This is a genomic window from Burkholderia sp. YHN3-13 (assembly GCF_055810675.1).
On sequence record NZ_JBVVNQ010000003.1, the window covers coordinates 260465 to 285135 of the forward strand.

Annotated in this window: 19 protein-coding genes; 12 read left to right on the forward strand and 7 right to left on the reverse strand. The window is 70.1% G+C overall.

The features are described from left to right. The first annotated feature begins 49 nt into the window (after positions 1-49). On the forward strand, positions 50-1924 hold the full coding sequence (locus tag AC0KUR_RS09465; RefSeq protein WP_034192073.1) for an amidohydrolase: 1875 nt from the start codon (positions 50-52) through the stop codon (positions 1922-1924). A gap of 199 nt (positions 1925-2123) precedes the next feature. Continuing rightward, on the forward strand, positions 2124-2777 hold the full coding sequence (locus AC0KUR_RS09470) for a hydrolase (protein ID WP_034192072.1): 654 nt from the start codon (positions 2124-2126) through the stop codon (positions 2775-2777). A 495-nt stretch (positions 2778-3272) separates the two neighbouring features. On the opposite strand, the gene AC0KUR_RS09475 is transcribed toward AC0KUR_RS09470, so the two are convergent. The 3 genes from AC0KUR_RS09475 to AC0KUR_RS09485 form a co-directional block, all read right to left on the reverse strand. Then, positions 3273-3686 (reverse strand): DoxX family protein, encoded by a 414-nt coding sequence (locus AC0KUR_RS09475; RefSeq protein WP_034192071.1) that lies wholly within the window; start codon positions 3684-3686, stop codon positions 3273-3275. Positions 3687-3946: 260 nt separating this feature from the next. After that, positions 3947-5704 carry a winged helix-turn-helix domain-containing protein gene (locus AC0KUR_RS09480; RefSeq protein ID WP_473375764.1) on the reverse strand — a complete coding sequence of 586 codons (1758 nt, stop codon included), beginning with the start codon at positions 5702-5704 and terminating at the stop codon, positions 3947-3949. Positions 5705-6097: 393 nt separating this feature from the next. Continuing rightward, positions 6098-6499: a DUF3331 domain-containing protein gene (locus AC0KUR_RS09485; RefSeq protein WP_049028920.1), complete on the reverse strand. Its 402-nt coding sequence runs from the start codon at positions 6497-6499 to the stop codon at positions 6098-6100. 419 nt (positions 6500-6918) lie between these two features. Between AC0KUR_RS09485 and AC0KUR_RS09490 the strand changes: the two genes are divergently transcribed. Next, positions 6919-7899, forward strand: a complete 981-nt coding sequence (locus tag AC0KUR_RS09490; RefSeq protein WP_034192068.1) for an alpha/beta fold hydrolase — start codon at positions 6919-6921, stop codon at positions 7897-7899. A 100-nt stretch (positions 7900-7999) separates the two neighbouring features. On the opposite strand, the gene AC0KUR_RS09495 is transcribed toward AC0KUR_RS09490, so the two are convergent. After that, the gene (locus AC0KUR_RS09495) at positions 8000-9580 is read right to left on the reverse strand and encodes an MFS transporter (protein WP_059561341.1); all 1581 of its coding nucleotides are present in this window, start codon (positions 9578-9580) and stop codon (positions 8000-8002) included. An 83-nt stretch (positions 9581-9663) separates the two neighbouring features. On the opposite strand from AC0KUR_RS09495, the gene AC0KUR_RS09500 reads away from it, so the two are divergent. Both AC0KUR_RS09500 and AC0KUR_RS09505 read left to right on the forward strand, forming a co-directional pair. Then, positions 9664-10698, forward strand: coding sequence for an HlyD family secretion protein (locus tag AC0KUR_RS09500; protein ID WP_473375765.1), 1035 nt, complete (start codon positions 9664-9666; stop codon positions 10696-10698). After that, positions 10695-12131 (forward strand): efflux transporter outer membrane subunit, encoded by a 1437-nt coding sequence (locus AC0KUR_RS09505; protein ID WP_473375766.1) that lies wholly within the window; start codon positions 10695-10697, stop codon positions 12129-12131. Before AC0KUR_RS09500 ends, AC0KUR_RS09505 begins: the two co-directional genes overlap by 4 nt. Before the next feature lie 25 nt (positions 12132-12156). Here the strand turns inward: AC0KUR_RS09505 and AC0KUR_RS09510 are convergent, their stop codons facing one another. Continuing rightward, positions 12157-13428 (reverse strand): NAD(P)/FAD-dependent oxidoreductase, encoded by a 1272-nt coding sequence (locus AC0KUR_RS09510; protein ID WP_473375767.1) that lies wholly within the window; start codon positions 13426-13428, stop codon positions 12157-12159. 220 nt (positions 13429-13648) lie between these two features. On the opposite strand from AC0KUR_RS09510, the gene AC0KUR_RS09515 reads away from it, so the two are divergent. The 7 genes from AC0KUR_RS09515 (at position 13649) to AC0KUR_RS09545 (ending at position 21806) form a co-directional block, all read left to right on the forward strand. Then, positions 13649-13921 (forward strand): UBP-type zinc finger domain-containing protein, encoded by a 273-nt coding sequence (locus AC0KUR_RS09515; protein ID WP_034192064.1) that lies wholly within the window; start codon positions 13649-13651, stop codon positions 13919-13921. 288 nt (positions 13922-14209) lie between these two features. Further along, positions 14210-15490, forward strand: a complete 1281-nt coding sequence (locus AC0KUR_RS09520; protein ID WP_473375768.1) for a c-type cytochrome — start codon at positions 14210-14212, stop codon at positions 15488-15490. Next, positions 15487-15987 carry a (2Fe-2S)-binding protein gene (locus AC0KUR_RS09525; RefSeq protein ID WP_034192062.1) on the forward strand — a complete coding sequence of 167 codons (501 nt, stop codon included), beginning with the start codon at positions 15487-15489 and terminating at the stop codon, positions 15985-15987. The genes AC0KUR_RS09520 and AC0KUR_RS09525 overlap by 4 nt, the downstream gene beginning before the upstream one ends. Continuing rightward, positions 15987-18248: a xanthine dehydrogenase family protein molybdopterin-binding subunit gene (locus tag AC0KUR_RS09530; protein WP_473375769.1), complete on the forward strand. Its 2262-nt coding sequence runs from the start codon at positions 15987-15989 to the stop codon at positions 18246-18248. Before AC0KUR_RS09525 ends, AC0KUR_RS09530 begins: the two co-directional genes overlap by 1 nt. A gap of 69 nt (positions 18249-18317) precedes the next feature. After that, on the forward strand, positions 18318-19235 hold the full coding sequence (locus AC0KUR_RS09535) for a LysR family transcriptional regulator (RefSeq protein ID WP_034192060.1): 918 nt from the start codon (positions 18318-18320) through the stop codon (positions 19233-19235). A 141-nt stretch (positions 19236-19376) separates the two neighbouring features. After that, positions 19377-20594, forward strand: coding sequence for an MFS transporter (locus AC0KUR_RS09540; protein ID WP_473375770.1), 1218 nt, complete (start codon positions 19377-19379; stop codon positions 20592-20594). A gap of 99 nt (positions 20595-20693) precedes the next feature. Continuing rightward, entirely contained in the window at positions 20694-21806 is a 1113-nt protein-coding gene (locus AC0KUR_RS09545) for an alkene reductase (protein WP_473375771.1), read from the forward strand. A gap of 70 nt (positions 21807-21876) precedes the next feature. On the opposite strand, the gene AC0KUR_RS09550 is transcribed toward AC0KUR_RS09545, so the two are convergent. Together AC0KUR_RS09550 and AC0KUR_RS09555 are read right to left on the reverse strand one after the other, a co-directional pair. Beyond that, a complete protein-coding gene (locus AC0KUR_RS09550; protein WP_034192057.1) occupies positions 21877-22551 on the reverse strand; it encodes a hypothetical protein in 675 nt (224 codons plus the stop codon). Between the two features lie 94 nt (positions 22552-22645). Beyond that, complete coding sequence (locus tag AC0KUR_RS09555) at positions 22646-24526, reverse strand: amidohydrolase (RefSeq protein WP_473375772.1); 1881 nt, start codon at positions 24524-24526, stop codon at positions 22646-22648. Between the last annotated feature and the right edge of the window lie 145 nt (positions 24527-24671).

Genomic DNA, 24671 nt, shown 5'->3' on the forward strand with positions numbered 1-24671 from the left:
CCGGCACGCCTCCACGACTCGCCGCGCGAGTACTCAAGGGAAACGCCAGATGACAGCCCAGACGAACGACGTGCCGATCGCGGACACGATCTTTTTCAACGGCAAGATTGCGACACAGGACGACAAGCGCTCGTTCGTCACCGCGCTCGCGGTGAAGGACGGCCGCGTGCTCGCCGCCGGCAACGAACACGACGTGATGCGCCACGCACGCGGCGACACGCCGCGCGTCGACCTCAACGGCCGCACCGCGATCCCGGGCCTGAACGATTCGCACCTGCACGTGATTCGCGGCGGCCTGAACTTCAACATGGAGCTGCGCTGGGACGGCGTGCCGTCCCTCGCGGACGCGCTCGACATGCTGCGCCGCCAGGTGCAGCGCACGCCCGCGCCGCAGTGGGTGCGCGTGGTCGGCGGCTGGAACGAGCTGCAGTTCGCCGAACGCCGTCTGCCGACGCTCGACGAAATCAACGCGATCGCGCCCGATACGCCGGTGTTCATCCTGCACCTGTACGACAGCGCGCTGCTCAACGGCGCGGCGCTGCGCGCGGTGGGCTACACGAAGGACACACCGAACCCGCCGGGCGGCGAGATCCGGCGCGATCGCCACGGCAACCCGACCGGGATGCTGATCGCGCGGCCGAACGCCGGCATCCTGTATTCGACGCTCGCGAAAGGCCCGAAGCTCGGCTACGACGACCAGGTGAATTCGACGCGGCACTTCATGCGCGAACTGAACCGTCTCGGCGTGACGAGCGCGATCGACGCGGGCGGCGGTTACCAGGCCTACCCGGACGACTACGCGGTCATCATGGATCTCGCGAAACGCGGCGAGCTGACGATGCGCATCGCCTACAACCTGTTCACGCAGAACGCGAAGCAGGAGATCGAGGATTTCGCGAAGTGGGTGAAGATGACGAAGCCCGGCGACGGCGACGAATTCCTGCGCGTGAACGGCGCGGGCGAGATGCTCGTGTTCTCCGCCGCCGACTTCGAGGATTTCCTGGAGCCGCGCCCCGACCTGCCCGACACGCTCGAAGCCGAGCTGACGGCGGTGGTCCGCCTGCTCGTGCAGAACCGCTGGCCGTTCCGGCTGCATGCGACCTACGACGAATCGATCAGCCGCTTCCTGAACGTGTTCGAAGCCGTGAACCGCGAGATCCCGTTCAACGGGCTGCGCTGGTTCTTCGACCACTGCGAGACGATCTCGGACGCGAACATCGCGCGGATCGCCGCGCTCGGCGGCGGCATCGCGGTCCAGCACCGGATGGCGTTCCAGGGCGAGTACTTCATCGCGCGCTACGGCGCCGACGCGGCCACGCGCACGCCGCCGATCCGCGCGATGCTGGACGCCGGCCTGCCGGTCGGCGCCGGCACCGATGCGACGCGCGTCGCGAGCTACAACCCGTTCGTGTCGTTGTACTGGATGGTGTCCGGGCGCACCGTCGGCGGCACCGCGCTGTACGGCGAGCGCAACCGGCTCGACCGCATGGAAGCGCTGCGCCGCTATACCGTCGGCAGCGCCTGGTTCTCGAACGAGGACGACCGCAAGGGCGCGCTGGTGCCCGGCCAGTACGCGGATTTCGCGGTGCTCACCGACGACTACTTCACGGTCGACGAGCCGCAGATCAAATACCTGTCGTCGGTGCTGACGGTCGTGAACGGCAAGGTCGTGCACGCGGACGAGGAATTCGCGCCGCTCGCGCCGCCGCCACTGCCGGTCAGCCCCGCGTGGTCGCCGGTGGCCGAGTTCGGCGGCTACAGCCGCTATCGCCCGGTCGCGGCTGCCCGCGCCTGCATCGACAGTTGCGCGAACCAGTGTGGCGTGCACGGGCACGGCCATCTGGCCGCGTGGCGCAACGACGTGCCCGTGAGCGACCACAACGGTTTCTGGGGCGCGCTCGGCTGCAGCTGCTTCGCGTTCTGAACGCCGGCCACCCGGCCGGTTTCCTTCGCCGAAACGCGACGGGCGGTGCCGCCGCTCGTCCGCCGTGCACCCATGTGTCGCGCGTGCCGCGCGCACCGCATGGATGCACACCCTTCCAGGCTGTGCCGATCCGATATCGGCGCGGCCCAACCCGTGCGTCGATCGTCTTCGGCGCCCGACCTACTCTTGGAGAATTGCAATGCCCACCGCTTCGGCCCAACCCGGCAAGTCGCTGATCAACCCGACCAATCACACGCTGATCATGATCGACTTCCAGTCGCAGATGTCGTTCGCGACCAAGTCGATCGATCCGAACCTGCTGCGCAACAACACGTCGCTCGTGTCGAAGGCCGCGAAGGAATTCAACGTGCCGACGATCCTCACGACGGTCGCCGAGAAGACCTTCTCCGGTCCGATGTACGAGGAAATCACGTCGGTCTTCCCCGAGGAAAAGCTGATCGACCGCACGTCGATGAACACCTGGGAAGATCCGCGCATCGCCGAACGCGTGAACGCGATCGGCAAGAGCAAGATCGTGCTCGCCGGGCTGTGGACGTCGGTCTGCATCGTCGGCCCGTCGCTGTCGGCGATCGATCAGGGCTTCGAAGTGTATGTGATCGCCGATGCATGCGGCGACGTATCCGACGAAGCGCACGAGCGCGCGATGCAGCGCATGATCCAGGCCGGCGCGCGCCCGATGACGTCGCTGCAATACCTGCTCGAGCTGCAGCGCGACTGGGCGCGTACCGAGACGTACGCGCAGACCACGAAGACCGCCGCGCAACATGGCGGCGCATACGGCCTCGGCATCACCTACGCGAAGTCGATGTTCGGCGCGAGCGAAGGTCACTGACCGGTGTCGCGGGCGGCATGCCGCCCGCGAACGCCCCATGCTGCCGGCGGCGCCTGCGTCGCCGGCAGTGCCCTTGCCGGGCATCGCGTCAGCCGGTCGAACCGGGCGGACGCTTCATCTCCTTCCTGATCCGTACGATCGAGCCGAGCGGGGCATGCCCCGTCCCGGCCGGCGGGATCATCCTCCTTTCTTCCATCGCGCCCCGTTCGATCGCGAACCCGCTCGTCGCCCGCGCCGGTTCGGGTTTGCCGCCGACGACCGGGCACACGTCATCGCTTCGACGCCGACGGACGCTCGGCACGGCCACCGCACGGACGGCCGTATGAAGCCGCGCGCCGACGAATCCCGCTCGTCCGGCCGACGCACCATAGCGGGCCACGCGCGGGAAATCCGCTACATCGATACGAAAACCGGACGCTCGCGGCACCGGAGCCGGCTGGCTTCGTCCGGCCGCGAACGGCGCACGGGTATGCGCCGACGCAGGCCGCCAACGCGCTATTCCTGCCGGCGAATGACGGCGGGCAGCGCATAACGGCCGGCGCCCGCGATGGCGATCGTGCCGAACAGGATCAGCAGCATCCATGCGAATTGCCCGTCGCGCAGCGACCAGTCCGGATGGACGAACACCAGCGCGACGAGCGTGACGATCAACACCGGCAGCGCTGCAAGCCTCGTCCATACGCCGACGATCATGAAGACCGGGCAGACGACTTCGGCGAAGATCGCGAACAGGATCGACAGCGTCCGGCCGAGATGAAACGGATCCTCGATGGCGGCGGCTTCCGCCGTGTAGTGGATGAGCTTCGGCAGGCCGTGAACGGCGATCAGCAACAGACTGGCGGCAACCCGCAGGAACAGCAGGCCGAGATCGACGGCGTGGCGGGAAAGATTCGATTGGGCAGGATTCATGCGACGGGAAAAGGATGAGGTTCGGTTCGGCGCAAGGCCGCGGCGACGCGCGTGTCCGGCGTCGGGCGCGTGTTGCCGCGCTTGCGATGGACGGCGTCGCGCGACCCCGGCGCACGCGCGCGGCGGGCGCCGCATGCGTGCCGGCGAGTCGCCGACGCGTTCGTGCAATCTACGCGCGCCGCCCGCCGCTGTCCCGCTGTTGGTCCCGCCGATTGCCTGAAACGTTCTGAAGCGCGATACCGCGGCCGACGGGCGTGTCGTTACGACCCGCCCGAACGCGGTTCGGCTTCGGCCGCATCGAGTCCGATCGCGTGCGCGTCGGGCCACGTTTCCTGCACGGCCGTCTGCGCGGTTGCCGCGGCATGGACGGCCAGCAGCCGTGTGCGCGTGTCGACGGACACCGGCGGCGCATCCGGATCGCGCATCGCGTCGAGCGCCGCGCGCGCCCGTTCGCGGCACTCGTCGACGAGCGACAGCTCGAACAGGCAGGGCACCGCGACGGCCGCGAGCGCCATGCCGAGCGCGGTGTCGCCGTGCGCGGAGAACGCCCAGTCGAGCGCCTCGCGCAGATTGTCGAGTTCGCGCCGCACCGCATCGACCCGCGTGCCGCCGTCGTCCGGCGCATCCGTGAACGACGTCAGGAAATAGTGTGCGTGCGCGCGTGCCGCCGCCTCGCACTCGCCGTGCGCGTCGAGCTGCTGCTGCGCATACGCGCGCGTGGTCGCGAGCAGCCGGTAGCGCGGCACCTCCTGCGCGGCGTCGAGGATCAGCAGCGACTTCGACACCAGGCCGGCGATCGTGTCGAGCAGCCGCGTGCCGGTCAGGCCGCGAGTCCCGACAACGCCGCGCACGGCCTCGATCGAAAACCCGCCGCGGAACACGCCGAGCCAGCGCAACAGCAGGCGCTCGTCGTCGTGGAGCAAGCGGTCGCTCCAGTCGTACATCGCACGCAGCGTCCGGTGGCGCGGCAACGCAGTGCGAAAGCCGCCGGTCAGCAGCCGGAAATGGTCGTCGAGGTGCGCGGCCAGCACGTCGATGCCGAGCACGGCGGCACGCGCCGCGGCCAGTTCGATCGCGAGCGGCAAGCCGTCGAGCCGGCGACAGACCGATGCCATCAGCGACACGCTGCGCGCATCGAGCGGGAAACGCGGGTCGGCCGCGCAGGCGCGCGCCGCGAACAGCTGCACCGCGCTCGCGCGCATCGCGTCGTCATCGTCTTCGCCCGGCACGTCGAGCGGCGGAACCGGGCAGACGCGCTCGCCGTTGATGCGCAACGCCTCGCGACTGGTCGCGAGCACGCATGCCCCGCCGGCCGCATCGGTCAGCGCGCTGGCGAGCTGCGCCGCCGAATCGAGCAGATGCTCGCAGTCATCCAGCACGAGCAGCATCCGGCGATGCGCGACGCGGGCGAGCACGGTCTCGAGCGTCGGCGATCCGCCCGGCTGCGCGACACCCAACGCAGCGGCCAGCGCCTCGGGAACGAAACGCGGGCACGCGACCGTCGCCAGCGACACGACGACCGTGCCGTCGGGAAACCGCGCACCGGCACGCGCGGCCGCCTCGACCGCGATGCGCGTCTTGCCGATGCCGCCCGCGCCGACCAGCGTCACGACGCGGGCAGCCTGCAGCGCGGCCAGGACGTCGGCCACCGCCTGTTCGCGGCCGAACAGCACGCTCGACACACTCGTGGCGCGCACTGCTGCGGTACGCACGGGCACCTCGCCGTCCTCCTGCCGTGCGACGAGGCGATAACCGCGGCCCGGCACCGTCACGATCAGGTTGCGATCGTCGGCCAGCGCCTTGCGCAGCGACGCGATGTGCACCTGCAGGTTGTTTTCCTCCACGACCGTGTGCGGCCAGACGCGCTGCATGATTTCGTCTTTCGAGACCAGTGCGCCGTTCGCCCGAATCAGCAACTCGAGAATGTCGAATGCGCGACTGCCGATACGCAGCAGCTTGCCGTTCGAACGGATTTCACGTCTGTCTAGAAAAACGTGAAGTGTTCCAATCCGGATCATGGGAATTTCTTGTGGATGACATTCAACGGCGCACAGTCGAAATCGCGCGCCGGTTTCGACTTCAATGCTACGGCATTTGCATGAATGAAAGATTCAAATTATTGGAATGAAGCGATCGAATTTTTTGAAATGACGCGCATCGGTCCGGATGGCAGCCTGCCGAGGCGGGGCCGGCCCCGCCCCGCATACGCCGGCCTGCGTCATGCGCGAATGCCTCATTCATTCGTGAATGCATTTCCAATTCCCTGATGAAATGCATTTCAGGATGTTTTCAGGAAAATACAGCTTTTCGTCGTATCGAAACGAGCGGCCGTGGTTAATGGGTGGCCTGAATCGGCCCGCCAATTCTTTCAAATTCATTTCACCGCAGTCGGTGTGTCGACAGGCAGCGCGTCACGCCCGCACCTGGCGCGACACGAACTGGTCGACCGCGGACGCGAGAACCATCTCGCGGCAATTCGCCGGACGTTTCGCGCCGCGCCACTGCGGCTTGTAGATCGCGTCGCCATGACGGATCTCGTGGCCGGTGAGCGCGCAGCGCCCGCGGGCGCGCGCCTTCGCGCTGATCCAGCGCTGCTCGTCGTAGCGGCAGTGAGTCGGGTCGCTCCACGACACCAGCACCGACGAATCGGTCTGCCGCTCGACGGCGACGATCGCGCTGTGGCGCCGCACGCTGCCGCTCGACGGTATCGAGACGTCGCCATGGCGACGGCTGCGCGGCGCGATCCAGCGGCCCGCATCGAGCGGCGGGCCCAGCAGCGTCATCGTGTGTGCCCAGCGGTTGAAGGCATCCATGTCGGCATCTCCAGGCAAATGTCGGGCGGTCCGGCGCGATCGGACCCGTTTGTGCCGCGACACGCGTCGTGCGCCGGCGCGCATCGGCGCGAATCGGCGCGCCCCGTGCGATCCACGGCAAGCGGACGGATCCCACGATAGCCACGCGCGGCTGAATAGTCCCGGTCGCGCGCTTAATCGATCTGCCGTGCGGTCGTCGCGGCCGGCCAACCGGCCGTGTTCATAACAATTCAGCCGTCATTCAGTACGGCGCGCAGTCCGCCGGGATAGGCTCCGGTCGGCATGCATTCGTCGGCATTGCGCGCCCTGCCGGGTGCGCAACGACCGGCGCGGGCCTGCTGCCAGGCGCCACGGCTGCGGCCGCCGCCTCGCCCGCCATTTCCCGCGGCGCCCCGGCGCCGCACCTATCAGGAGTTTCGATGGATTCCGTCAAGAACGACGTGGTGCCGTCGGCCCGCCGCCGCGACATGCTCGTGGCCGGCGCGACCGCCGTCGCCGCAGCCGCCCTGCCGGCCGCGGCTGCCGCGGCCGCCACGCCCGCCCGCGCCGCCTCTTCCCCCCACGCTGGAGCACACACGATGAACACGATCGTCACGAAGGACGGCACGCAGATCTACTTCAAGGACTGGGGCACCGGCCGCCCGGTCGTGTTCTCGCACGGCTGGCCGCTGTGCGCGGATGCCTGGGACGCGCAGATGCTGTTCCTCGTGCAGCACGGTTATCGCGTAATCGCGCACGACCGCCGCGGCCACGGCCGTTCGAGCCAGCCGTCGCGCGGCAACGACATGAACACGTACGCGGACGATCTCGCCGCGCTGCTCGACGCACTCGACGTGCGCGACGCAACGCTCGTCGGCCACTCCACCGGCGGCGGCGAAGTCGCGCGCTACATCGGCCGTCATGGCACGAAGCGCGTGGCGAAGGCCGTGCTGATCGGCGCCGTGCCGCCGCAGATGGTGAAGTCGCCGACCAATCCGGGCGGCCTGCCGATGGACGTGTTCGACGGTATCCGCAAGAACGTCGCGGAGAACCGTTCGCAGTTCTACAAGGATCTCGCAGTGCCGTTCTTCGGTTTCAATCGCCCGAACGCAAAGGTGTCGCAGGGCACGATCGACGCGTTCTGGTCGCAGGGGATGATGGGCGGCATTCACGGCCAGTACCTGTGCGTGAAGGAGTTCTCGGAAGTCGACTACACCGAGGACCTGAAGAAGTTCGACGTGCCGACGCTCGTGCTGCACGGCGACGACGACCAGATCGTGCCGATCGACGATTCGGCCCGGCTGTCGTCGAAGATCGTCAAGCATGCGGTGTTGAAGGTGATCGAGGGCGGCTCGCACGGCATGTGCGTCGTGAGCGCCGATCGCATCAACGCCGAGCTGCTCGCGTTCCTGCAGGCGTAAGCGCGCCGTCCGTCGCGGCGGCGCGCATGCCGCCGCGGCGGACGCCGCCCATGCGCCGTTCAGGACTTTTCAGGAAATTTCAGATCGCCCGGTGCGGCGCTCACGGCGTCCGCACCGGGCGCAGCAGGATGCCGAGCAGCGCGCCGGCGAGCGCGAACGCCATCGCCACGCGGAAGTTGTCGGCCAGCGCGAGCGTCGTGGCCTGCACGCGCACCGCGCGATCGACGAGCGCATAGGCCGCCTGGTTGCCCGTCGCGAACGTGGCGCCATGCGCGACCAGCGACGCCGCGCCGGCCCGCAGCCGTTCGAGCGTTTCCGGATCCGACAGCGACACATGCAGACCGACGAGATTCGAATGGGTAGCCTCCCTGATCCGCTGAACCACCGCGATCGCCGTCGTACCGAGCTGCCCGCTCAGCAGGCGCGTCGCCTGCACGACCGCGCCGAACGTCAGCGCATGCTCGGCCGTCACGTGCTTGCCGAAGAAGAAGATGACCGACGTGAGCGCCATCGTCTGACCGAGCGCCTGCAACAGTTGCGACGGAATGAAGTCGGGCTCGGCCCAGACCGGTGTGAGCCGCGACCCGAGCGCGAACGCGATCGCCACCATCGCGAAGCCGGCGACGATCAGCCGGCGCGGATCGACCCGTTGCAGCAACAGCGCGACGCACGGCGCGAACAGCAGTTGCGGGATCGCGATCCAGCGCAGCGTATCGCCGATCTGCAACGGCCGCAGGCCGTACGTGCTGGCGAGGAACAGCGACGGGATGAAGCTCGTGTTGAGCACGGTGAAGCGCACGAGGCCGACGAGCACAATCAGCAGCGCGATGTTGGGCCGTGTGAGGTAGCCGAGGTCGAGCCCTGCCCGCGGCGAAGCGAGTTCATGGATCAGGAACGCGGCGATCATCAGGATGCCGGCAGCCAGCAGCGCGACGATCAGCGGCGACTGCAGCCAGAACAGCCGCTCGCCCTGGTCGAGCGCGATGCACAGGCACGCGAAGCCGCCCGCGCCGAGCAGCATCCCGCGCGCGTCGACGCCGGACGCGAAGCGCTTGATCGGCTCGTCGCCGAGCGACAGCATCAGGCACGCGATGAACGGCACGGTCAGCGCCGCGTTCTGCCAGAACAGCCAGCGCCAGCTCAGGTGTTCGCTGTACCAGCCTTCGAGCGTGGCCGACAGGTTCAGCGACATCTCCAGATTCATCGCATACGCGGCGATGCCGAACGGAATCAGCCGCGGCGGCAGCGTGCGCACGACGAAGCCGACCGTCAGCGGCACGAACACGCCGGACGCGAGCCCCGCGACCGCCTGGCACACGATGAACGCGCCGAACCGCGTGCAGAGCGGCAGCACGCTTTCCGCGCCGAGAAACACGACGGCGCCCGCGACCAGCACGCGACGCGTGCCGAACATGAAGGCCGCCGCGATCGCGAGCGGCCCGACGAACATCTGCGACGCGGTAAACGCGGTGTTGATCCACGCGCCTTCGTCGACGCCCACGCCCAGCGCGCCGCGCACGTCGGCCAACCCGAGCGACGTGATGCGCGACGTCAGCGTCGCGATGATCGCGCCCAGCAGCACGGCCGCGATCGCGGCGATCGACCGAAACGTCGGAATGTCGGAGGCCGGCCCCGCGGCCGGCGCGGGCACGGCACGGCCGGTGGCGAACGTCGTGTTCATCGTCGAGCGGCTCCCGCCTGTCAAGCTGGCGCAAGCATAACGCGGTGCGTCGAATCCTGCCCGTACGATGGAGTTGGCCGATCATGACCCCACCCCCACCCAGCCCCGCGCCGTCGCCCGCCGGGCCCGCGCGTTCCCGAAAGCCGGCCATCGTCGCGATCGCCGCGATCGCGCTGCTGCTCGTCGCCTTGCTCGTGTACGAGTTCGACGCACGCGATCGCGGCACCGACGACGCGTACGTGACCGGCCACCTGCACGTGATCTCGCCGCGCGTCGCCGGCACGGTCGAACGTGTGCTCGTCGACGACAACCAGTTCGTGCACGCGGGCGACGCGCTCGTGCAGATCGACCGGCGCGACTTCGACGTGCGCGTCGCCGCGCAGCGCGCACGCGTCGCTCAGGCGCATGCCGATGCGAGCCGCGCACACGCGCTGATCGAGCAGGCGGACGCCGCGCTCGTATCGGCGCACGCCGATGCCGACAAGGCCGAGCTCGACTACGCACGTGCACGCGAGCTGACCCGCGAGACGCCGCGCGGCCTGTCGAGGCAGGAGTTCGATGCGGCCGATGCCGCACGCAAGTCCGCCCGCGCGCGCGTCGCGGCGGCCGACGCGCAACGGCGCAGCGCCATCGCCGCCGCCCAGGCCGCCGACGCGGCGTCGAGCCAGAACGACGCCGAGTTGCGCGACGCGCTGCTGCAGCTCGGCTACACGGCGGTCGTCGCGCCGTCGGATGGCTACGTCGGCAAGAAGACCGTCGAGACCGGCGAGCATGTCGCGCCCGGCCAGGCGCTGCTCACGCTGGTCGAGCCGCATCCGTGGATCGTCGCCAATTTCCGCGAGACGCAGCTGCGGCACGTGCGCGTCGGCGACGCCGTGCAACTGCGCTTCGATGCGCTGCCGGCGCGCGCGTTCAGCGGCCGCATCGACAGCCTGTCGCCCGCGACCGGCGCGCAGTTCGCGCTGCTGCCGCCCGACAACGCGACCGGCAATTTCACGAAGGTCACGCAGCGCGTACCGGTGAAGATCCTGCTCGACGGCCCGGCCGCGACGGAGCCGCGCATCCGGCCCGGGCTGTCGGTCGTCGTCACGCTGCAACCCGCCCGCGAATCGCGATGAAGCGCGCCTTCGCCCTGCTCGCCGCGAGCCTGCTGGCCGCATGCTCGATTGCGCCGCAACCGCTCGCCCCCGTGCCGGTCGGACACGACGGGTTCCGCCATGTCGACCCGTCGACCGATGCGCGTGCGCCATCGCTCGATACGTGGCCCGCCTGGTTCGGCGACCCGCGGCTCGGCCGCCTCGTCGACGCCGCGCTCGCGCACAATCTCGATATCCGCGCGGCGGCCGCGCGCGTCGACCAGGCGCAGGCGCTGCTCGGCGTGCGCGAGGCCGCGCTGGCGCCGACCGTGCGCGTCGACCCGTCGTTCAGCCGCACGCGCGTATCCGGCACGGTCGACAACGCGCTGCCGAAGCGCACGATGCACAACTGGTCGGTTCCGCTCGCCGCGCGCTACGAAGTCGATCTATGGGGCCGCTTGCGCGGCGATGCCGATATCGGCGAACAGAACGTGCTGCAGGCGGCGGCCGACCGCGATGCGGTGCGTCTGCGGGTGGCGACCGAAGTCGCGGCCGACTACCTGACGCTGCGTTACGTCGACGACGATCTCGTGACGCTCACCCGCGCGATCGGGCTGCGGCGCATCGCGCTCGACGTGATCGCCGCCCGCGTGCGGGCCGGCGCGGCGAGCGATCTCGACGGGCTGCGCGCGTCGGCCGATCTCGATACCGCGCATGCCGATCTCGCGGAGAGCCGCCGGCTGCGCGAGAACCTCGTCGACGCCATCGCGGTGCTGACCGGCGTGTCGCCGACCGCGTTCGACATCGACACGGCCGCCGTGCCCGTGCAGGTGCCCGATGTGCCGGCCGGGCTGCCGTCCGCGCTGCTTGCCCAACGCCCGGACGTATTCGCGGCGGCACGGCGTGCCGACGCGGCGTCGCTCGAGCTGGGCATCGCGCGCACCGCGTGGCTGCCGACGCTCACGCTGACCGCCGACGGCGGTTTCGCCACCCGCGACCTGCGGTCGTTTCTCGACCGCAACAGCTCGCTGTGGAGTCTCGGCGCGAACGTCGCGCTGACGGTGTTCGACGGCGGCAAGCGCGACGCCGCGGTGGCTGCCGCGCGAGCCGGCACGGACGTCGCCGACGCCAACTATCGCGCGGCCGCGATCGGCGCGTTGCGCGACGTGCAGGATGCGCTCAACGACATCGCCGCGCAGAAGGAACGGATCGCGCGCTACGACCACGCGGCGCACGCGACGGACGCCGCGGCGCGGCTGTCGCTGAGCCGTTACGCGCACGGTTACGTCAGCTATCTGGAAGTCATCGACGCCGATCGCGATGCGCTGAATGCGCGACGCCAGCTGATTCACAGCCGGCAGGCGCTGGCCGTCGCGACGGTGACCCTCGTCCGCGCGCTGGGCGGCGGGTGGACGCCGCCGGCGCGCGCCGGCCGGGACGGGTGGCACGACGCGACGCGGGCCGACGCGCGATGAATGCATCGAACGGCCCGCGCGCGCGTCACGCGCCCGCGAGCCGATGCGCATCCTCGCCGAGAAACCGGTGCACGAAGGTCACGGCCATCGCGCCTTCGCCGACCGCCGACGCGACGCGCTTGACCGATCCCGATCGCACGTCGCCGGCCGCGAACGATCCCGGCACGCTGGTTTCCAGGTGGTACGGCCGCCGCTCGAGCGGCCACACGCGCTCGAACGCCGGACAGTCGTACAGGTCGCCGCCGGTGACGAGATAACCGCCCGGATTGCGGATGATGTCGGTGTCCTTCGCCCAGTCGGTATTCGGCGCGCCGCCGATGCACACGAACAGGCGCGTGGCCGGCAGCCGTTCGAGCGTGCCGTCCGCCGAGCGAAGCTCGATCGCGTCGAGCCAGCCGTCGCCGTGCAGCGCGGCGACGCTCGACCGGTAGCGGACCTCGATGTTCGGCGTGCGCTCGATCCGGTCGATCAGGTAGCGCGACAGCGTGTCGGCGAGCGACGCGCCGCGCACGAGCATCGTCACCTGGCGCGCATGCCGCGCGAAATTCATCGCGGCCTGGCCGGCCGAATTGCCGCCGCCGACGATGAACACCTGCTCGCCCGCGCACATCGGCGCTTCGCTCGACCCGGCGCCGTAGAACAGCCCCGCATTGAGAAACGCCGGCTCCTCCGGCAGCCCGAGGCTGCGATATTCGATGCCGGTCGCGCAGATGTTCGCGCGCGCAACCAGGATCGACCCGTCGGCGAGCTCGACGCGAATCTTGCCGTCCACGAACGTCGCATGCACGCCCTCGCGCATCGTCAGCAGCTCGACGCCGAACTTCACCGCCTGCTCGCGCGCGCGTTCCGCGAGCTCCGCGCCCGGGATGCCGTCGGGGAAGCCCATGTAGTTCTCGATCAGCGAACTCGTGCCGGCCTGCCCGCCGATCGCGCCGCGCTCGATCACGACCGCGCGCAGCCCTTCGGACGCCGCGTAGACCGCCGCCGACAGCCCGGCCGGCCCCGCGCCGTAGATCGACACGTCGTATTCGACGAAGCGCGGGCGCGCGACCCAGCCGAGTCGTGCGGCGATTTCGGCCAGGGTCGGCTGGTACAGGCGCGACCCGTCCGGAAAGATCACGACCGGCAGCCGGATGTCGCGCAGCGGCGCGATGCCGAGCACCTGCGCGCAGTCGGCGTCGGATGTCAGCTGGCACCAGTCGTACGCAATCATGCGCCGCTGCAGGAAATCGCGGATCGCATACGCGTCCCTGCTGCGCGGCAGGCCGACGATCCGCACGTGTTGCGGTTGATCCATGAGCGCCTCCCGATGATGTCGATGTCGGATGCGGCCCGGCCGGTGCCGCGGCCGGACGCATTCGCGACTGTACGCCGCCGGCGCGGGCCGCGCGGGCCGCTTCATGACAATTAAGGTCCGGCCGCGACGCGACGCCGCACAATGCCGCATCCCCTCCCGCTTGCGGCCTCGTGCCGGCCGCGCCGCAAGCGTCGCTCCCGCGCCGGCATCGGAGCGCAAGATGGCCAACGCCTGTACGCATCTCGACGAAGCACGCGTGTTCGACACCGACAAGGACGACTGTGAGGCATGCGTCCGATCGGGCAGCCGCTGGGTGCATTTGCGGATGTGCCTGATCTGCGGGCACGTCGGCTGCTGCGACTCGTCGCCGAATCGCCACGCGAGCCGGCATTTCCGTGAAACCGGCCACCGGCTCGTCCGCTCGATCGAGCCCGGCGAGCGCTGGATCTGGTGCTACGCGGACGAAGTCGTCGCCGGCGAGGTTCCGTCATGACGCGGCGCATCCCGGCCGAGCCAGGGCCGGACACCGTTCAGAACGTTTCAGCGCCGCTTAAGGCAATGGTCGCGGCCTCTGCGTAGACTGCGTTCATGAGCTGCCGCGCAGGACGGCGCTTGCGCCCGTTATCGACTGCTGGAGTGACACCATGATCCCCGTCGCCAATCACCGCCGCGCCGCAACCCGGTCGCGGCCGCATCGGGCGGCCGCGCACGGCCGACCCGCATCGTCCGGCGTTGCCGCGCACCGCATCGCTTGCGGCGCACCGCGTCGCGTGGAGCGCGCATGAAGCACAAACGACTCTGGTTCGGCGCGGCCGGCGTGGCGATCGCGGGCATCGCGGTCGCGATCGGCATCATGGTGCGGCCGTCGATCGCGCCGATCGATCCGCCCGCCCCCGCTTCGTTCGATCCACAGCTGGTGCGCGCCGGCGCGCGCGTCGTCGCGCTCGGCGACTGCATCGTGTGCCACACCGCGAAGGACGGCAAGCCGTTCGCGGGCGGGTTGCCGCTCGCGACGCCGTTCGGCACGATCTACGCGACCAACATCACGCCGGATGCCGAAACGGGGATCGGCCGCTGGTCGCGCGACGCATTCGCCCGTGCGTTGCGCACCGGCATCGGACGCAACGGCCAGCCGCTGTACCCGGCGTTTCCGTACATTCATTTCACGCGGATGTCGGACGACGACATCGCCGCCGCGTACGCGTACCTGATGACGCGTGAGCCGGTACGTGCGACGGCGCCCGCGAACGACCTGATATTTCCGCTGAACTTCCGGCCGCTGGTCGCGTTCTGGAACGTGCTGTTCCTGCGCGAGGGCGCGTATCGACCGGACCCCGCGCAGTCCGCGCAATGGAATCGCGGCAGGATGCTCGTCGACGGGCTCGGCCACTGCGCGTCGTGCCATTCGCCGCTGAACGCGATCGGCGGCGAGCAGCGCGGCCGCGCGTTCGACGGCGGTATCGTCGACGGCTGGGAAGCGCCGCCGCTCAATGCGCTCGGCCAGGCCGCACGGCCGTGGACGCAGGCGCAGCTCGTCACCTACCTGCGTACCGGCCGCGCGAGCGAGCATGGCGCGGCGGCCGGGCCGATGCTGCCGGTCACGCGCGACCTCGCGACGGTGCCGGTGGAGGACGTGGAGGCGATCGCCGCGTACATCCTGTCGATCCAGAAGCCGGCGAATGCGCGTGCGGCCGCGAACCCGGTCGAACGCGCCGCGACGACGCCGGCCGCGCGGCGCGGCGCGGTACTGTTCCAGGCGTCGTGCGCGCAGTGTCACGGGCCGGCCGCGCCGATGCAGTCGATCGGCGAACGGCCGACGCTCGCATTCAGCACGGCCGTCAACGCCGATACGCCGCGCAACGCGATCCAGATGATGTTCAACGGGATCGGCTGGCACGGCGAGGACACGCTGAACTACATGCCGTCGTTCATCGACCAGTACGACGACGCGCAGATCGCCGATCTCGCCGCGTACGTGCGCGAGACCTATACCGACCGTCCCGCCTGGCCGGGCGTCGACGCGATGGCCGCGAAGCTCAGAAAAGAGGACACCGCACGATGATTACCCTCACCGTCAACGGCGTGCGGCACACGCTGGACATCGATCCGTCCACGCCGCTGCTGTACGCGTTGCGCAACGACCTGCACCTGCACGGCGCGAAATTCGGCTGCGGCCTCGGACAATGCGGCGCCTGCACCGTGATCGTCGACGGCAAGCCGACCTTCTCGTGCCTGATGCCGGTGGCCGCGGTCGGCGCGCGCGGCGTGCGCACCATCGAAAGCCTCGGCACCGCCGAGCATCCGGGCCCGCTGCAACGCGCGTTCATCGAGCACCAGGCCGCGCAGTGCGGCTACTGCATCGCCGGGATGATCATGCGCGCGCAGGCACTGCTCGAACGCAATCCGAAGCCGACCGAACAGGAACTGCGCACGCACATGGAACCGAACCTGTGCCGCTGCGGCACGCACATGCGGATTCTCGCGGCGGTGCGCTCGGTCGCGGGGCTGCCGGCCCCCGAACCCGCGTCCGCTCCCGTCACGATCAGCAAGGGGCTGTGATGAATTCCCACGACGACATCGACGAAGGCCGCCGGCACTTCATCGTCTCCGGCGCGCTGTTCGTCGCGTTCAGTCTCGCACCCGCGTCGCGCGCGGCCGCGCAGTTGGTGATCGCCGACGAAGGCGCGGCCGTCCACGTGGCGAAAGCCACCCAGGCGCTCGCCGGCAGCCTGAAGACCAATCCGCTGCTCGACGCGTGGGTCAAGATCGCGCCCGACGGCAAGGTCACCGTGTTTACCGGCAAGGTCGAGCTCGGCACCGGCGTGCGCACCGCGTTGCTGCAGGTGGCCGCCGAGGAACTCGACATGAAGCCGTCGCTGATCACGTTCCTGACGGCCGACACCGGCGCGTCGCCGGACGAAGGACTGACCGCCGGCAGCCATACCATGGCCGACAGCGGTTCCGCGCTGCTGAACGCGACCGCGCAGGTGCGCGCGCTGCTGGTGGAAGGCGCCGCGAAACGCTTCGGCGTCGATCCGCGCGTGCTGACGACCGCCGACGCGGTGATCAAGGCGCCCGACGGCCGCACGATGACCTACGGCGACGCGATCCGCACGGTCGACCTGCACCGCAACGCGGCCCCCACGTCGCCGCTGAAGAACCCGGCGACATTCGCCGTGATCGGCACGTCGCTGCCGCGCGTCGACATCCCGAACAAGGTCACGGGCGGCATCAGCTACGTGCAGGACATGCAGTTGCCCGGCATGCTGCATGCGCGCGTCGTGATGCCGCCGGTGTACGACGCGAAGCTGCTGTCGTTCGACGAAGCCGCGATCCTGAAGCTGCCCGGCGTCGTGCGCATCGTGCGCAACGGCAGCATGCTTGCGGTGGTCGCACAGGGCGAGTGGCAGGCGGTGGTCGCGCAGCGCGCGCTCGCGGCCGCCTGCCGCTGGTCGCCGGGCCGCCAGCTGCCCGAGCGCGCCACCGTCCATCAGGATCTCAAACGGATTTCGACGCAGCGTATCGAAATCGCGAACACGCATGCGCCAACCGCGCCGGCCGTGAAGACGCTGAACGCGACGTTCCTCAAGAATTACCTGATGCACGGGTCGATCGGACCGTCGTGTTCGGTCGCGCATCTCGATAACGGGATGATGACGGTGTGGACCCACTCGCAGGGCGTCTATCCGCTGCGCGACGCACTCGCCGAGATGCTGTCGATGCCGAAGGCGAGCGTGCGCTGCATTCACACCGAAGGGTCCGGCTGCTACGGGCACAACGGCGCGGACGACGCGGCGGCGCACGCCGCGCTGATCGCGGCCGCGATGCCGGGCAAGCCGATTCGCGTGCAATGGATGCGCGAACAGGAACACACGTGGGACCACTTCACGCCGGCGATGGTGACGGAGGTCAGTGCATCGCTCGATGCGGGCGGCCGCATCGTCGACTGGAACTATGCGTTGTGGAGCAGCTCGCACAACGAACGGATCGTCAACGCGGGCCGGCTGCTGCCCGCGCGCATGCTCGAGCCGCCGTTCGTGCCGGCGCCGTCGACGCCGATGCTGCAACCGGAGGGCGGCGGCGACCGCAACGCGATCCCGCTGTATGCGCTGCCGAACCAGCACATCGTCAACAATTTCTCGCCGACGATGCCGCTGCAGACGTCCGCGATGCGTTCGCTCGGCGCGCACACCAATGTCTGGGCGATCGAAAGCTTCATGGACGAACTCGCGCACGCGGCCGGCGTCGATCCGGTCGAATTCCGGCTTCGTCACATGGAAGACCATCGCGCGCGACAAGTGATCCAGCTCGCCGCGAAGCACTTCGGCTGGCCCAGGCCGCCGCGTGCGCGCAATCGCGGCGTCGGCTTCGCGTTCGGCAAGTACAAGAACCTGATGGCATACGTCGCGATCGCGGTCGAGGTGTCGGTCGTCCCGGAAACGGGCCAGGTGACGCTCGAACACGCGGAAGCAGCCGTCGACGCAGGCCAGATCGTATCGCCGGACGGCATCCGCAACCAGATCGAGGGCGGCATCGTGCAGGCCGCGAGCTGGACGCTGTACGAGGCGCTGAAGTACGACACCGAGCGCATCCGCAGCTTCGACTGGAGCAGCTACCCGATCCTGCGCTTTTCGGCCGCGCCGCAAAGCGTGAAGGTTCACCTGGTCAATCGTCCCGGCGCGCCGTTTCTCGGCGCGGCCGAGGCGTCGATGGGGCCGACCGCCGGCGCACTGGCCAACGCGATCTTCGACGCGACCGGCCAGCGCCTGCGGGAAATGCCGTTTGCCGGCGACGCGCTGCGCAAGCGCATCGACGCCTGACGGCCCGATCAACGACACAGCGCCGGCACGCCCCGGCGCCGCAAGCCGACAGGCTGGAGAACCCCGACGATGGACACCTTGCTTTCGATGCGCGTCTTCACGCGCATCGTCGAAACCGGCAGCTTCACGCGCGCATCCGACACCACCGGCCTCACGACGCCGCGCGTGTCCGCGCTGCTGAGCGGGCTCGAGCAGCATCTCGGCTGCCGGCTGCTGAACCGCACCACGCGCCGGATCTCGCTGACCGAGGACGGCCAGGCGTACTACGAACGCTCGGTCGCGGTGCTCCGCGAGATCGACGACATGGAGGCCTCGGTATCGCAGGCCCGCAACGTGCCGCGCGGCCGGCTGAAGGTGAACCTGCCGCCGGCCATGGCCAAGCAGATCATGGTGCCCGCGCTGCCGGCGTTTCTCGCCGCCCATCCGGGCATCATGATCGAACTCGGCGTGACCGATCGCCAGATCGATCTCGTCGGCGAAGGCGTCGACTGCGTGGTGCGCATCGGCGCGCTCGACGATTCGGGGATGATCGCCCGGCGGATCGGCAGCCTGACCACCTGCACGTGCGCGTCGCCCGCCTATCTCGCGCAGTTCGGCGAGCCCGCCACCGTCGACGATCTCGCGCAGCACGTCGCGGTCAGCCACATCTCGGCCGACACCGGGCGGCCGCGCCCGTGGGACTACGTCGTCGACGGCGAGCCGCGCGTCATGCAGATGTGCGGCACGGTCGCGGTCAACGATGCGGACAACTACATCGCGTGCGGCGTTGCGGGCATCGGGCTGATCAAGACGTCGCTGTACCTGGTCGAGCCGTACCTGCAGTCGGGCCGGCTGCGCGAAGTGCTGACCGACTTCAACGCGCCGCCGCGCCCGATCTCGGTGCTGTATCCGCCCAACCGGCACGTCCCGGTCAAGCTCAAGGTGTTCGTCGACTGGCTGGCCGGCCTGTTCGCGCAGATTCCGACGCTGCAGGGCCAGCGCGGCTGAACGCACGCGTTCCGGCACCTTTGCGCGGCACGCAATGCTCGATTGCGTGCCGGACCCATTCCGCGCCGGCCGCCCGGTCAATAGCATTCACGGTATCGCGGCCGGTTACGTCGCCGCCCTGTTTCCTTCCCGGAGCCGACCATGTCAACGGATACCCCCACGCTCGCCTCGCCCGCACCCGCGGTCAAGCTCACGCAGGCGCTCATCCTGCTGTTCGCGTTCAGTTGCGGCGCGATCGTCGCGAACCTGTACTACGCGCAACCGATCACCGAACTCATCGCCCCCGGCCTGCACATGTCGAGCGGCACGGCGAGCCTGATCGTGTCGCTGACGCAGATCGGCTATGCGTTCGGGCTGTTCTTCATCGTGCCGCTCGGCGATCTGCTCGAAAACCGCAAGCTGATGATCGTCACGGCCGTCGTGTCGATCGCGAGCCTCGCGGCCGCCGCGGTCGTCCGCACGCCGGGGCTGTTCCTCGCGGTCTCGCTGCTGATCGGCTTCAGCTCGGTGGCGGTGCAAATCCTCGTGCCGCTCGCCGCGCATCTGGCACCGGACCACTCGCGCGGCCGCGTCGTCGGCACGATCATGAGCGGGCTGCTGCTCGGCATCCTGCTCGCCCGGCCGCTGTCGAGCTTCGTGGCCGACGCGTTCGGCTGGCGTGTCGTGTTCGCGGGCGCCGCCGTGGTGATGACGCTCGTCACGGCCGTGCTCGCGCTGACGATGCCGTCGCGTCAGCCCGACCATCGCGCCACCTATTTCGCGCTGATCGGCTCGCTGCTGCATCTCGTGCGCACGATGCCGGTGCTGCGCCATCGCGCGTTCTACCAGGGCCTGATGTTCGCGTCGTTCAGCCTGTTCTGGACCGCCGTGCCGGTCGAGCTGACGCGTCACTACGGGCTGTCGCAATCCGCGATCGGCCTGTTCGCGCTCGTCGGCGCGATCGGCGCGACGTCGGCGCCCGTCGCGGGCCGTCTCGCGGACGCCGGCCACACCGTGCGCGCCACGCTGATCGCGCTGGTCGCCGGCACGCTGGCGTATGCGAGCGCGCCGGTTCACGGCGCCGGCGTGTACGGCCTCGTCGTCACCGGCATCGTGCTCGACTTCGCGGTGCAGATGAACATGGTGCTCGGCCAGCGCGAGATCTACGCACTGCACGCGGCGAGCCGCAACCGGTTGAACGCGCTCTACATGACGAGCATCTTCGTCGGCGGCGCGGCCGGCTCCGCGCTCGCGAGCCCGCTGTACGAGCACGGCGGCTGGCCGCTCGTCGCGGCCGTCGCGGCGGCGTTCCCGCTCGTCGCGCTCGCCCATTACGTCGCGATCGGCCGCCCGCACGCGCGACGTCACGCGCACGCGTGAACCGCCGCCGACGGCGCGGTACCGCGCCGTCGGCCTGTCACACGGCATCGTTGCCGCGCGGTCCTGACCGCGCCCATCCTCACCCATGAAGGAGTCCTCATGTCTTCCCTGCTCGCTCCGTACGACCTGCGCGGCCTCGCGCTGCCCAACCGCGTCGTGATGGGCCCGATGACGCGCTCGCGCGCGCCGTCGCGCGGCCTGCCGACCGAACTGATGGCCGAGTACTACGCGCAGCGCGCGTCCGCCGGCCTGATCGTGACCGAGGCGACCAACGTCAGCGCCGCGTCCGCGGCATTCGAGCTGACGCCGGGGCTCGTCGACGACGCGCAGGCCGCCGGCTGGAAAAAGATCACCGACGCGGTCCATGCGAACGGCGGACGCATCTTCGCGCAGCTGTGGCACGGCGGCCGGGTCAGCTCGCTGACGCTGCTCGGCGGTGCCGCGCCGTTGTCGCCGTCCGGCGTCAACGACGATCTCGAACAGTTGCAGGTCTGGGCGCAGTTGCAGAACGGCTATTACACGAAGATTCACGCGACGCCGTCGCGCGCGATGACGACCGCCGAGGTCGTCGAAGCCGTGGACGAATTTCGCCGCGCGGCGGCGCGTGCGATGGCGGCCGGCTTCGACGGCGTCGAGATCCATGCGGCGAACGGTTATCTGCCGCACCAGTTCCTGTCGTCGACGCTGAACCGCCGCGACGATCGTTACGGCGGGTCGGTCGCGAACCGCGCGCGCTTTCTGGAGGAAATCGTCGCGGCGGTCGGCGGCGTGATGCCGCTCGCGCGTGTCGGCGTGCGCATCTCGCCGTACGCGAAGTACAACAACGTGCGCGATGCCGACCCGGATGCGACGCTGGCCTACGTCGGCCGCATGCTCGACGAAGCCGGCGTGGCCTATCTGCACGCGGCCGACACCAACGGCTGGAGCGGCGAGCCCGACCTGCCGCGGATCGTCGAGCATGCGCGCCGGTCGTTCGGCGGCACGTTGATCGTCAACGGCGGCATTGCGCCCGATGCCGCGCAGGCGCTGATCGACGCGGGCGACGCCGATCTCGTCGCGTTCGCGCGTGCCTACATCGCGAATCCGGATCTCGTCGAACGCATTGCCGCGCGCGCACCGCTCGCCGAGCCGAAAGCGGCCGGCTGGTACGGCGGCGATCGCGCCGGATATGTCGATTACGCACGGTACGACGCGGCAGGCGCGCACGCATGAGCGGCGTATCGGCCGCCGCGCCCGCACCGCGGCCCGCGCAGGCGGCCGGCGCGGCGCCGGCCGCCCGCCGTCAACCGTCGTTCCAGCGCGCGCCGAGCACGCGCCCGCAGAAATTCGGCCGGTAAAATTCCGGATCGAAGCGTTCGAGCACGTCCGCGCTCCATGTGCCGAACGTCGACGGCGCCCGATGTTCGACGCCGCGCGCGACCGCTTCGAGGAAGGCTTCCGCGAAACCGCCGTCGCGCGGGTAAGCGGCGAGCAGCGCGTCGCGCTCCTGCAGCGTGTACGCGTCGAAATCGGTTGCCATCAGGTCCGTCGAGACGGCCGCCGCCAGCGCGCGCGAGAGCGGCGATACGCGGGCGGCCACGCCCGGCGTGGTATGCAGCGCGATCGCATACCACACGTCGTCGCGCATGCGCCGCGGCCGGCGATGCCGAAGCAGCAGCGCGCGCGCCGCATCCGCGCCGTCGACTTCGTATCGCGCGGTCGAACGGCAGTACGCGTAACTCAACCCCATGTTGGCGTACATCGCGGCCACGAACAGCGCATCGGCGTCGCACGGTTCGCCCGCGCGACGCGCGGCGAGCGACGCGAGGACGAACACGCGTCCGGCATGATCGGCGAGCGCGGCCGGCAACGCGGCGCGTGCCGCATCGGCCGCCTCGATCGCAACCGGCGTGCGCGGAATGCCGACGCCCGCCACTTCGTCGCCCGCTGCCTGAGCGCGCGTACGCGCAACCTTCATCCTGTCTCCTCCAGGCCCCGCGCCGGGGGCCGAAAAACGATCGTTTCGCGCGGCGCCTGCGCGTCGGCGTTTCCTGCGCACCGGCACGCGCAGGCTAGAAAACGACGCAGCGGCGCCCAAACGCCGCGCAGCGATCGACCGCGCCGGACGCCGCCGGATAACGCGACCGCGCGAAGCGCCGCGCGGCGCCGCGTGCGCGGCACGCATCCGCGCCGACGTCGGCGCACGCTTCGTCGCAGCCCGCCGCCCCCGTACGGTCGCGGCTGCCCGCCGCGGCTCCGGCCACCGGCGACCATCCCGGGCTGACCGGCAGCGGCGGCGGCGCGAGCGACAGGAATTCCGCATCCGCATGCACGATCCGGCCGTCGACGACCGTCAGCACCGACGCAAGCGACGGGATGCGCGGCGCATCGATCGTGAAGTAATCGTCGGTGAGCACCGCGAAATCCGCGTACTGGCCGGGCATCAGCGCGCCCTTGCACGCGTCTTCGTTCGAGAACCATGCACTGCCCACCGTAAAGCGGCGCAGCGCCTCCATCCGGCCGAGCCGGTTGCGCGCCGGATAGAGCGCGGTGCCGCCGACGGTACGCCCCGATACCATCCAGTACAGCGCCACGAACGGGTTGTAGCTCGCCGCGCACGTCGCGCCGGTCCCCGCGCCGACCGGCAGGCCGGCGTCCAGCATCGCGCGGATTGGCGGCGCGCGCGTGGCGGCGCCGGCGCCGTAGCGGGCCACGAAGGCCTCGCCCTGGAACGCCATCCGCGGCTGAATCGTCACGCCGCCGCCCAGCGCCGCGATCCGCGCGATGTTCGCGTCCGCGATCCGCTCGCAGCGGTCGAAGCACCAGCGCAGCCCGTCGAACGGCGTCTCGCGGTCGACGGCCTCGAACACGTCCAGGAAGCGGCCGATCGACTCGTCGTGGATCGCATGCAGGCGGAACGGCCAGCGGTGACGCACGAGCAGCCGGACGACCGGGGCGAGTTCGGCTTCGAGCGACGCCGGCAGATCGCGGCGCAGGTCGAGGAAATTGCCCAGATCCACGGCCGAGAATACGAGCCGCGCACCCGCGCCGTTCGTGCGCAGGAACGCGTCGCCGCCGCCGGGCGTCATCTGCGCGATCCACTGCGCGAAGTCGTCGAGCTCCCGTCCCGCGCGTTGCGCGCCGACGCTGTAGGCGATGCGCGCCGTCAGTTCGCCGCGCCGCGCGAGCTCGACGATCGCCGCGTAGTCGTCCGGATAGGCCAGCCCGTCGCCGCCGGCATCGATCACGCTCGTCACGCCGACGCGATTCAGCGCATGCAAGAGCTGCCGCGTGGAATTCAGCCGGTCGCCGCCGCCGAGCGTCGGGCCTTGCGCGAGCGCCGCCTGCAGCACGGCGGGGTCCGGGCGTGCCAGCAGCAGGCCGGTCGGCCGCCCGTGGCGGTCGCGCCGAAGCTCGCCGCCGGGCGGATCGGGCGTGTCGCGCCCGTAGCCGAGCGCGCGCACCGCGGCCGCATTCAGCCACGCGCTGTCGTCCAGATGCTGGATGAACACCGGCGTATCGGGCGCGATCGCGTTCAGTTCGGCCACCGTCGGGCCGCGCTTTTCCGCGAACTGGAAGGCGGTCCAGCCCGCCGCGACGCGCGCCCACTGCGGCGCGGGCGTGCGCTGCACCTGGCGGCGCAGCAGGTCGAGCGCATCGGCGAGCGACGTCACGCCGTCCCAGCGCAATTCCATGTTGAAGCTCAGGCCGCCGCCGATCGCGCCCAGATGCGCGTCGTTCAGGCCGGGGATCGCGGTGCGCCCGTTCAGGTCGATGCGGGTCGTGCCGGCACCCGCGTGACGCAACACGTCGCGATCGCTGCCGGTCGCGACGATGCGCCCGCCCGCGACCGCGATCGCGCTGACGAACGAACGCGTGTCGTCCTGGGTCGCGATCTTGCCGTTGAAGACGACGAGGTCCGCCGCACGTGCGGAGTCCACGGCCCTAAGCACCCTGCGCCCTCCCGAGCGGCTCGGCGGGCGCGCGGCGCCCGCGTGCCGGCATGCCGTCCGGCGGCACGCGGCGAGCCCGACGTCGCGCGTCCGTATGCCGGCACGCGGGCGCCGCGCCCCCGTCGAATGCGCCGTTGCGTGCCGC

Bases quoted from the DNA above. Each gene is read 5' to 3' on its own strand.
- AC0KUR_RS09510 (WP_473375767.1), bottom strand. From the start codon at position 13,428: ATGGATCAACCGCAACACGTGCGGATCGTCGGCCTGCCGCGCAGCAGG.
- AC0KUR_RS09470 (WP_034192072.1), top strand. From the start codon at position 2,124: ATGCCCACCGCTTCGGCCCAACCCGGCAAGTCGCTGATCAACCCGACC.
- AC0KUR_RS09545 (WP_473375771.1), top strand. From the start codon at position 20,694: ATGTCTTCCCTGCTCGCTCCGTACGACCTGCGCGGCCTCGCGCTGCCC.
- AC0KUR_RS09490 (WP_034192068.1), top strand. From the start codon at position 6,919: ATGGATTCCGTCAAGAACGACGTGGTGCCGTCGGCCCGCCGCCGCGAC.
- AC0KUR_RS09495 (WP_059561341.1), bottom strand. From the start codon at position 9,580: ATGAACACGACGTTCGCCACCGGCCGTGCCGTGCCCGCGCCGGCCGCG.
- AC0KUR_RS09500 (WP_473375765.1), top strand. From the start codon at position 9,664: ATGACCCCACCCCCACCCAGCCCCGCGCCGTCGCCCGCCGGGCCCGCG.
- AC0KUR_RS09505 (WP_473375766.1), top strand. From the start codon at position 10,695: ATGAAGCGCGCCTTCGCCCTGCTCGCCGCGAGCCTGCTGGCCGCATGC.
- AC0KUR_RS09480 (WP_473375764.1), bottom strand. From the start codon at position 5,704: ATGATCCGGATTGGAACACTTCACGTTTTTCTAGACAGACGTGAAATC.
- AC0KUR_RS09485 (WP_049028920.1), bottom strand. From the start codon at position 6,499: ATGGATGCCTTCAACCGCTGGGCACACACGATGACGCTGCTGGGCCCG.
- AC0KUR_RS09550 (WP_034192057.1), bottom strand. From the start codon at position 22,551: ATGAAGGTTGCGCGTACGCGCGCTCAGGCAGCGGGCGACGAAGTGGCG.
- AC0KUR_RS09525 (WP_034192062.1), top strand. From the start codon at position 15,487: ATGATTACCCTCACCGTCAACGGCGTGCGGCACACGCTGGACATCGAT.
- AC0KUR_RS09530 (WP_473375769.1), top strand. From the start codon at position 15,987: ATGAATTCCCACGACGACATCGACGAAGGCCGCCGGCACTTCATCGTC.
- AC0KUR_RS09535 (WP_034192060.1), top strand. From the start codon at position 18,318: ATGGACACCTTGCTTTCGATGCGCGTCTTCACGCGCATCGTCGAAACC.
- AC0KUR_RS09465 (WP_034192073.1), top strand. From the start codon at position 50: ATGACAGCCCAGACGAACGACGTGCCGATCGCGGACACGATCTTTTTC.
- AC0KUR_RS09520 (WP_473375768.1), top strand. From the start codon at position 14,210: ATGAAGCACAAACGACTCTGGTTCGGCGCGGCCGGCGTGGCGATCGCG.
- AC0KUR_RS09515 (WP_034192064.1), top strand. From the start codon at position 13,649: ATGGCCAACGCCTGTACGCATCTCGACGAAGCACGCGTGTTCGACACC.
- AC0KUR_RS09475 (WP_034192071.1), bottom strand. From the start codon at position 3,686: ATGAATCCTGCCCAATCGAATCTTTCCCGCCACGCCGTCGATCTCGGC.
- AC0KUR_RS09540 (WP_473375770.1), top strand. From the start codon at position 19,377: ATGTCAACGGATACCCCCACGCTCGCCTCGCCCGCACCCGCGGTCAAG.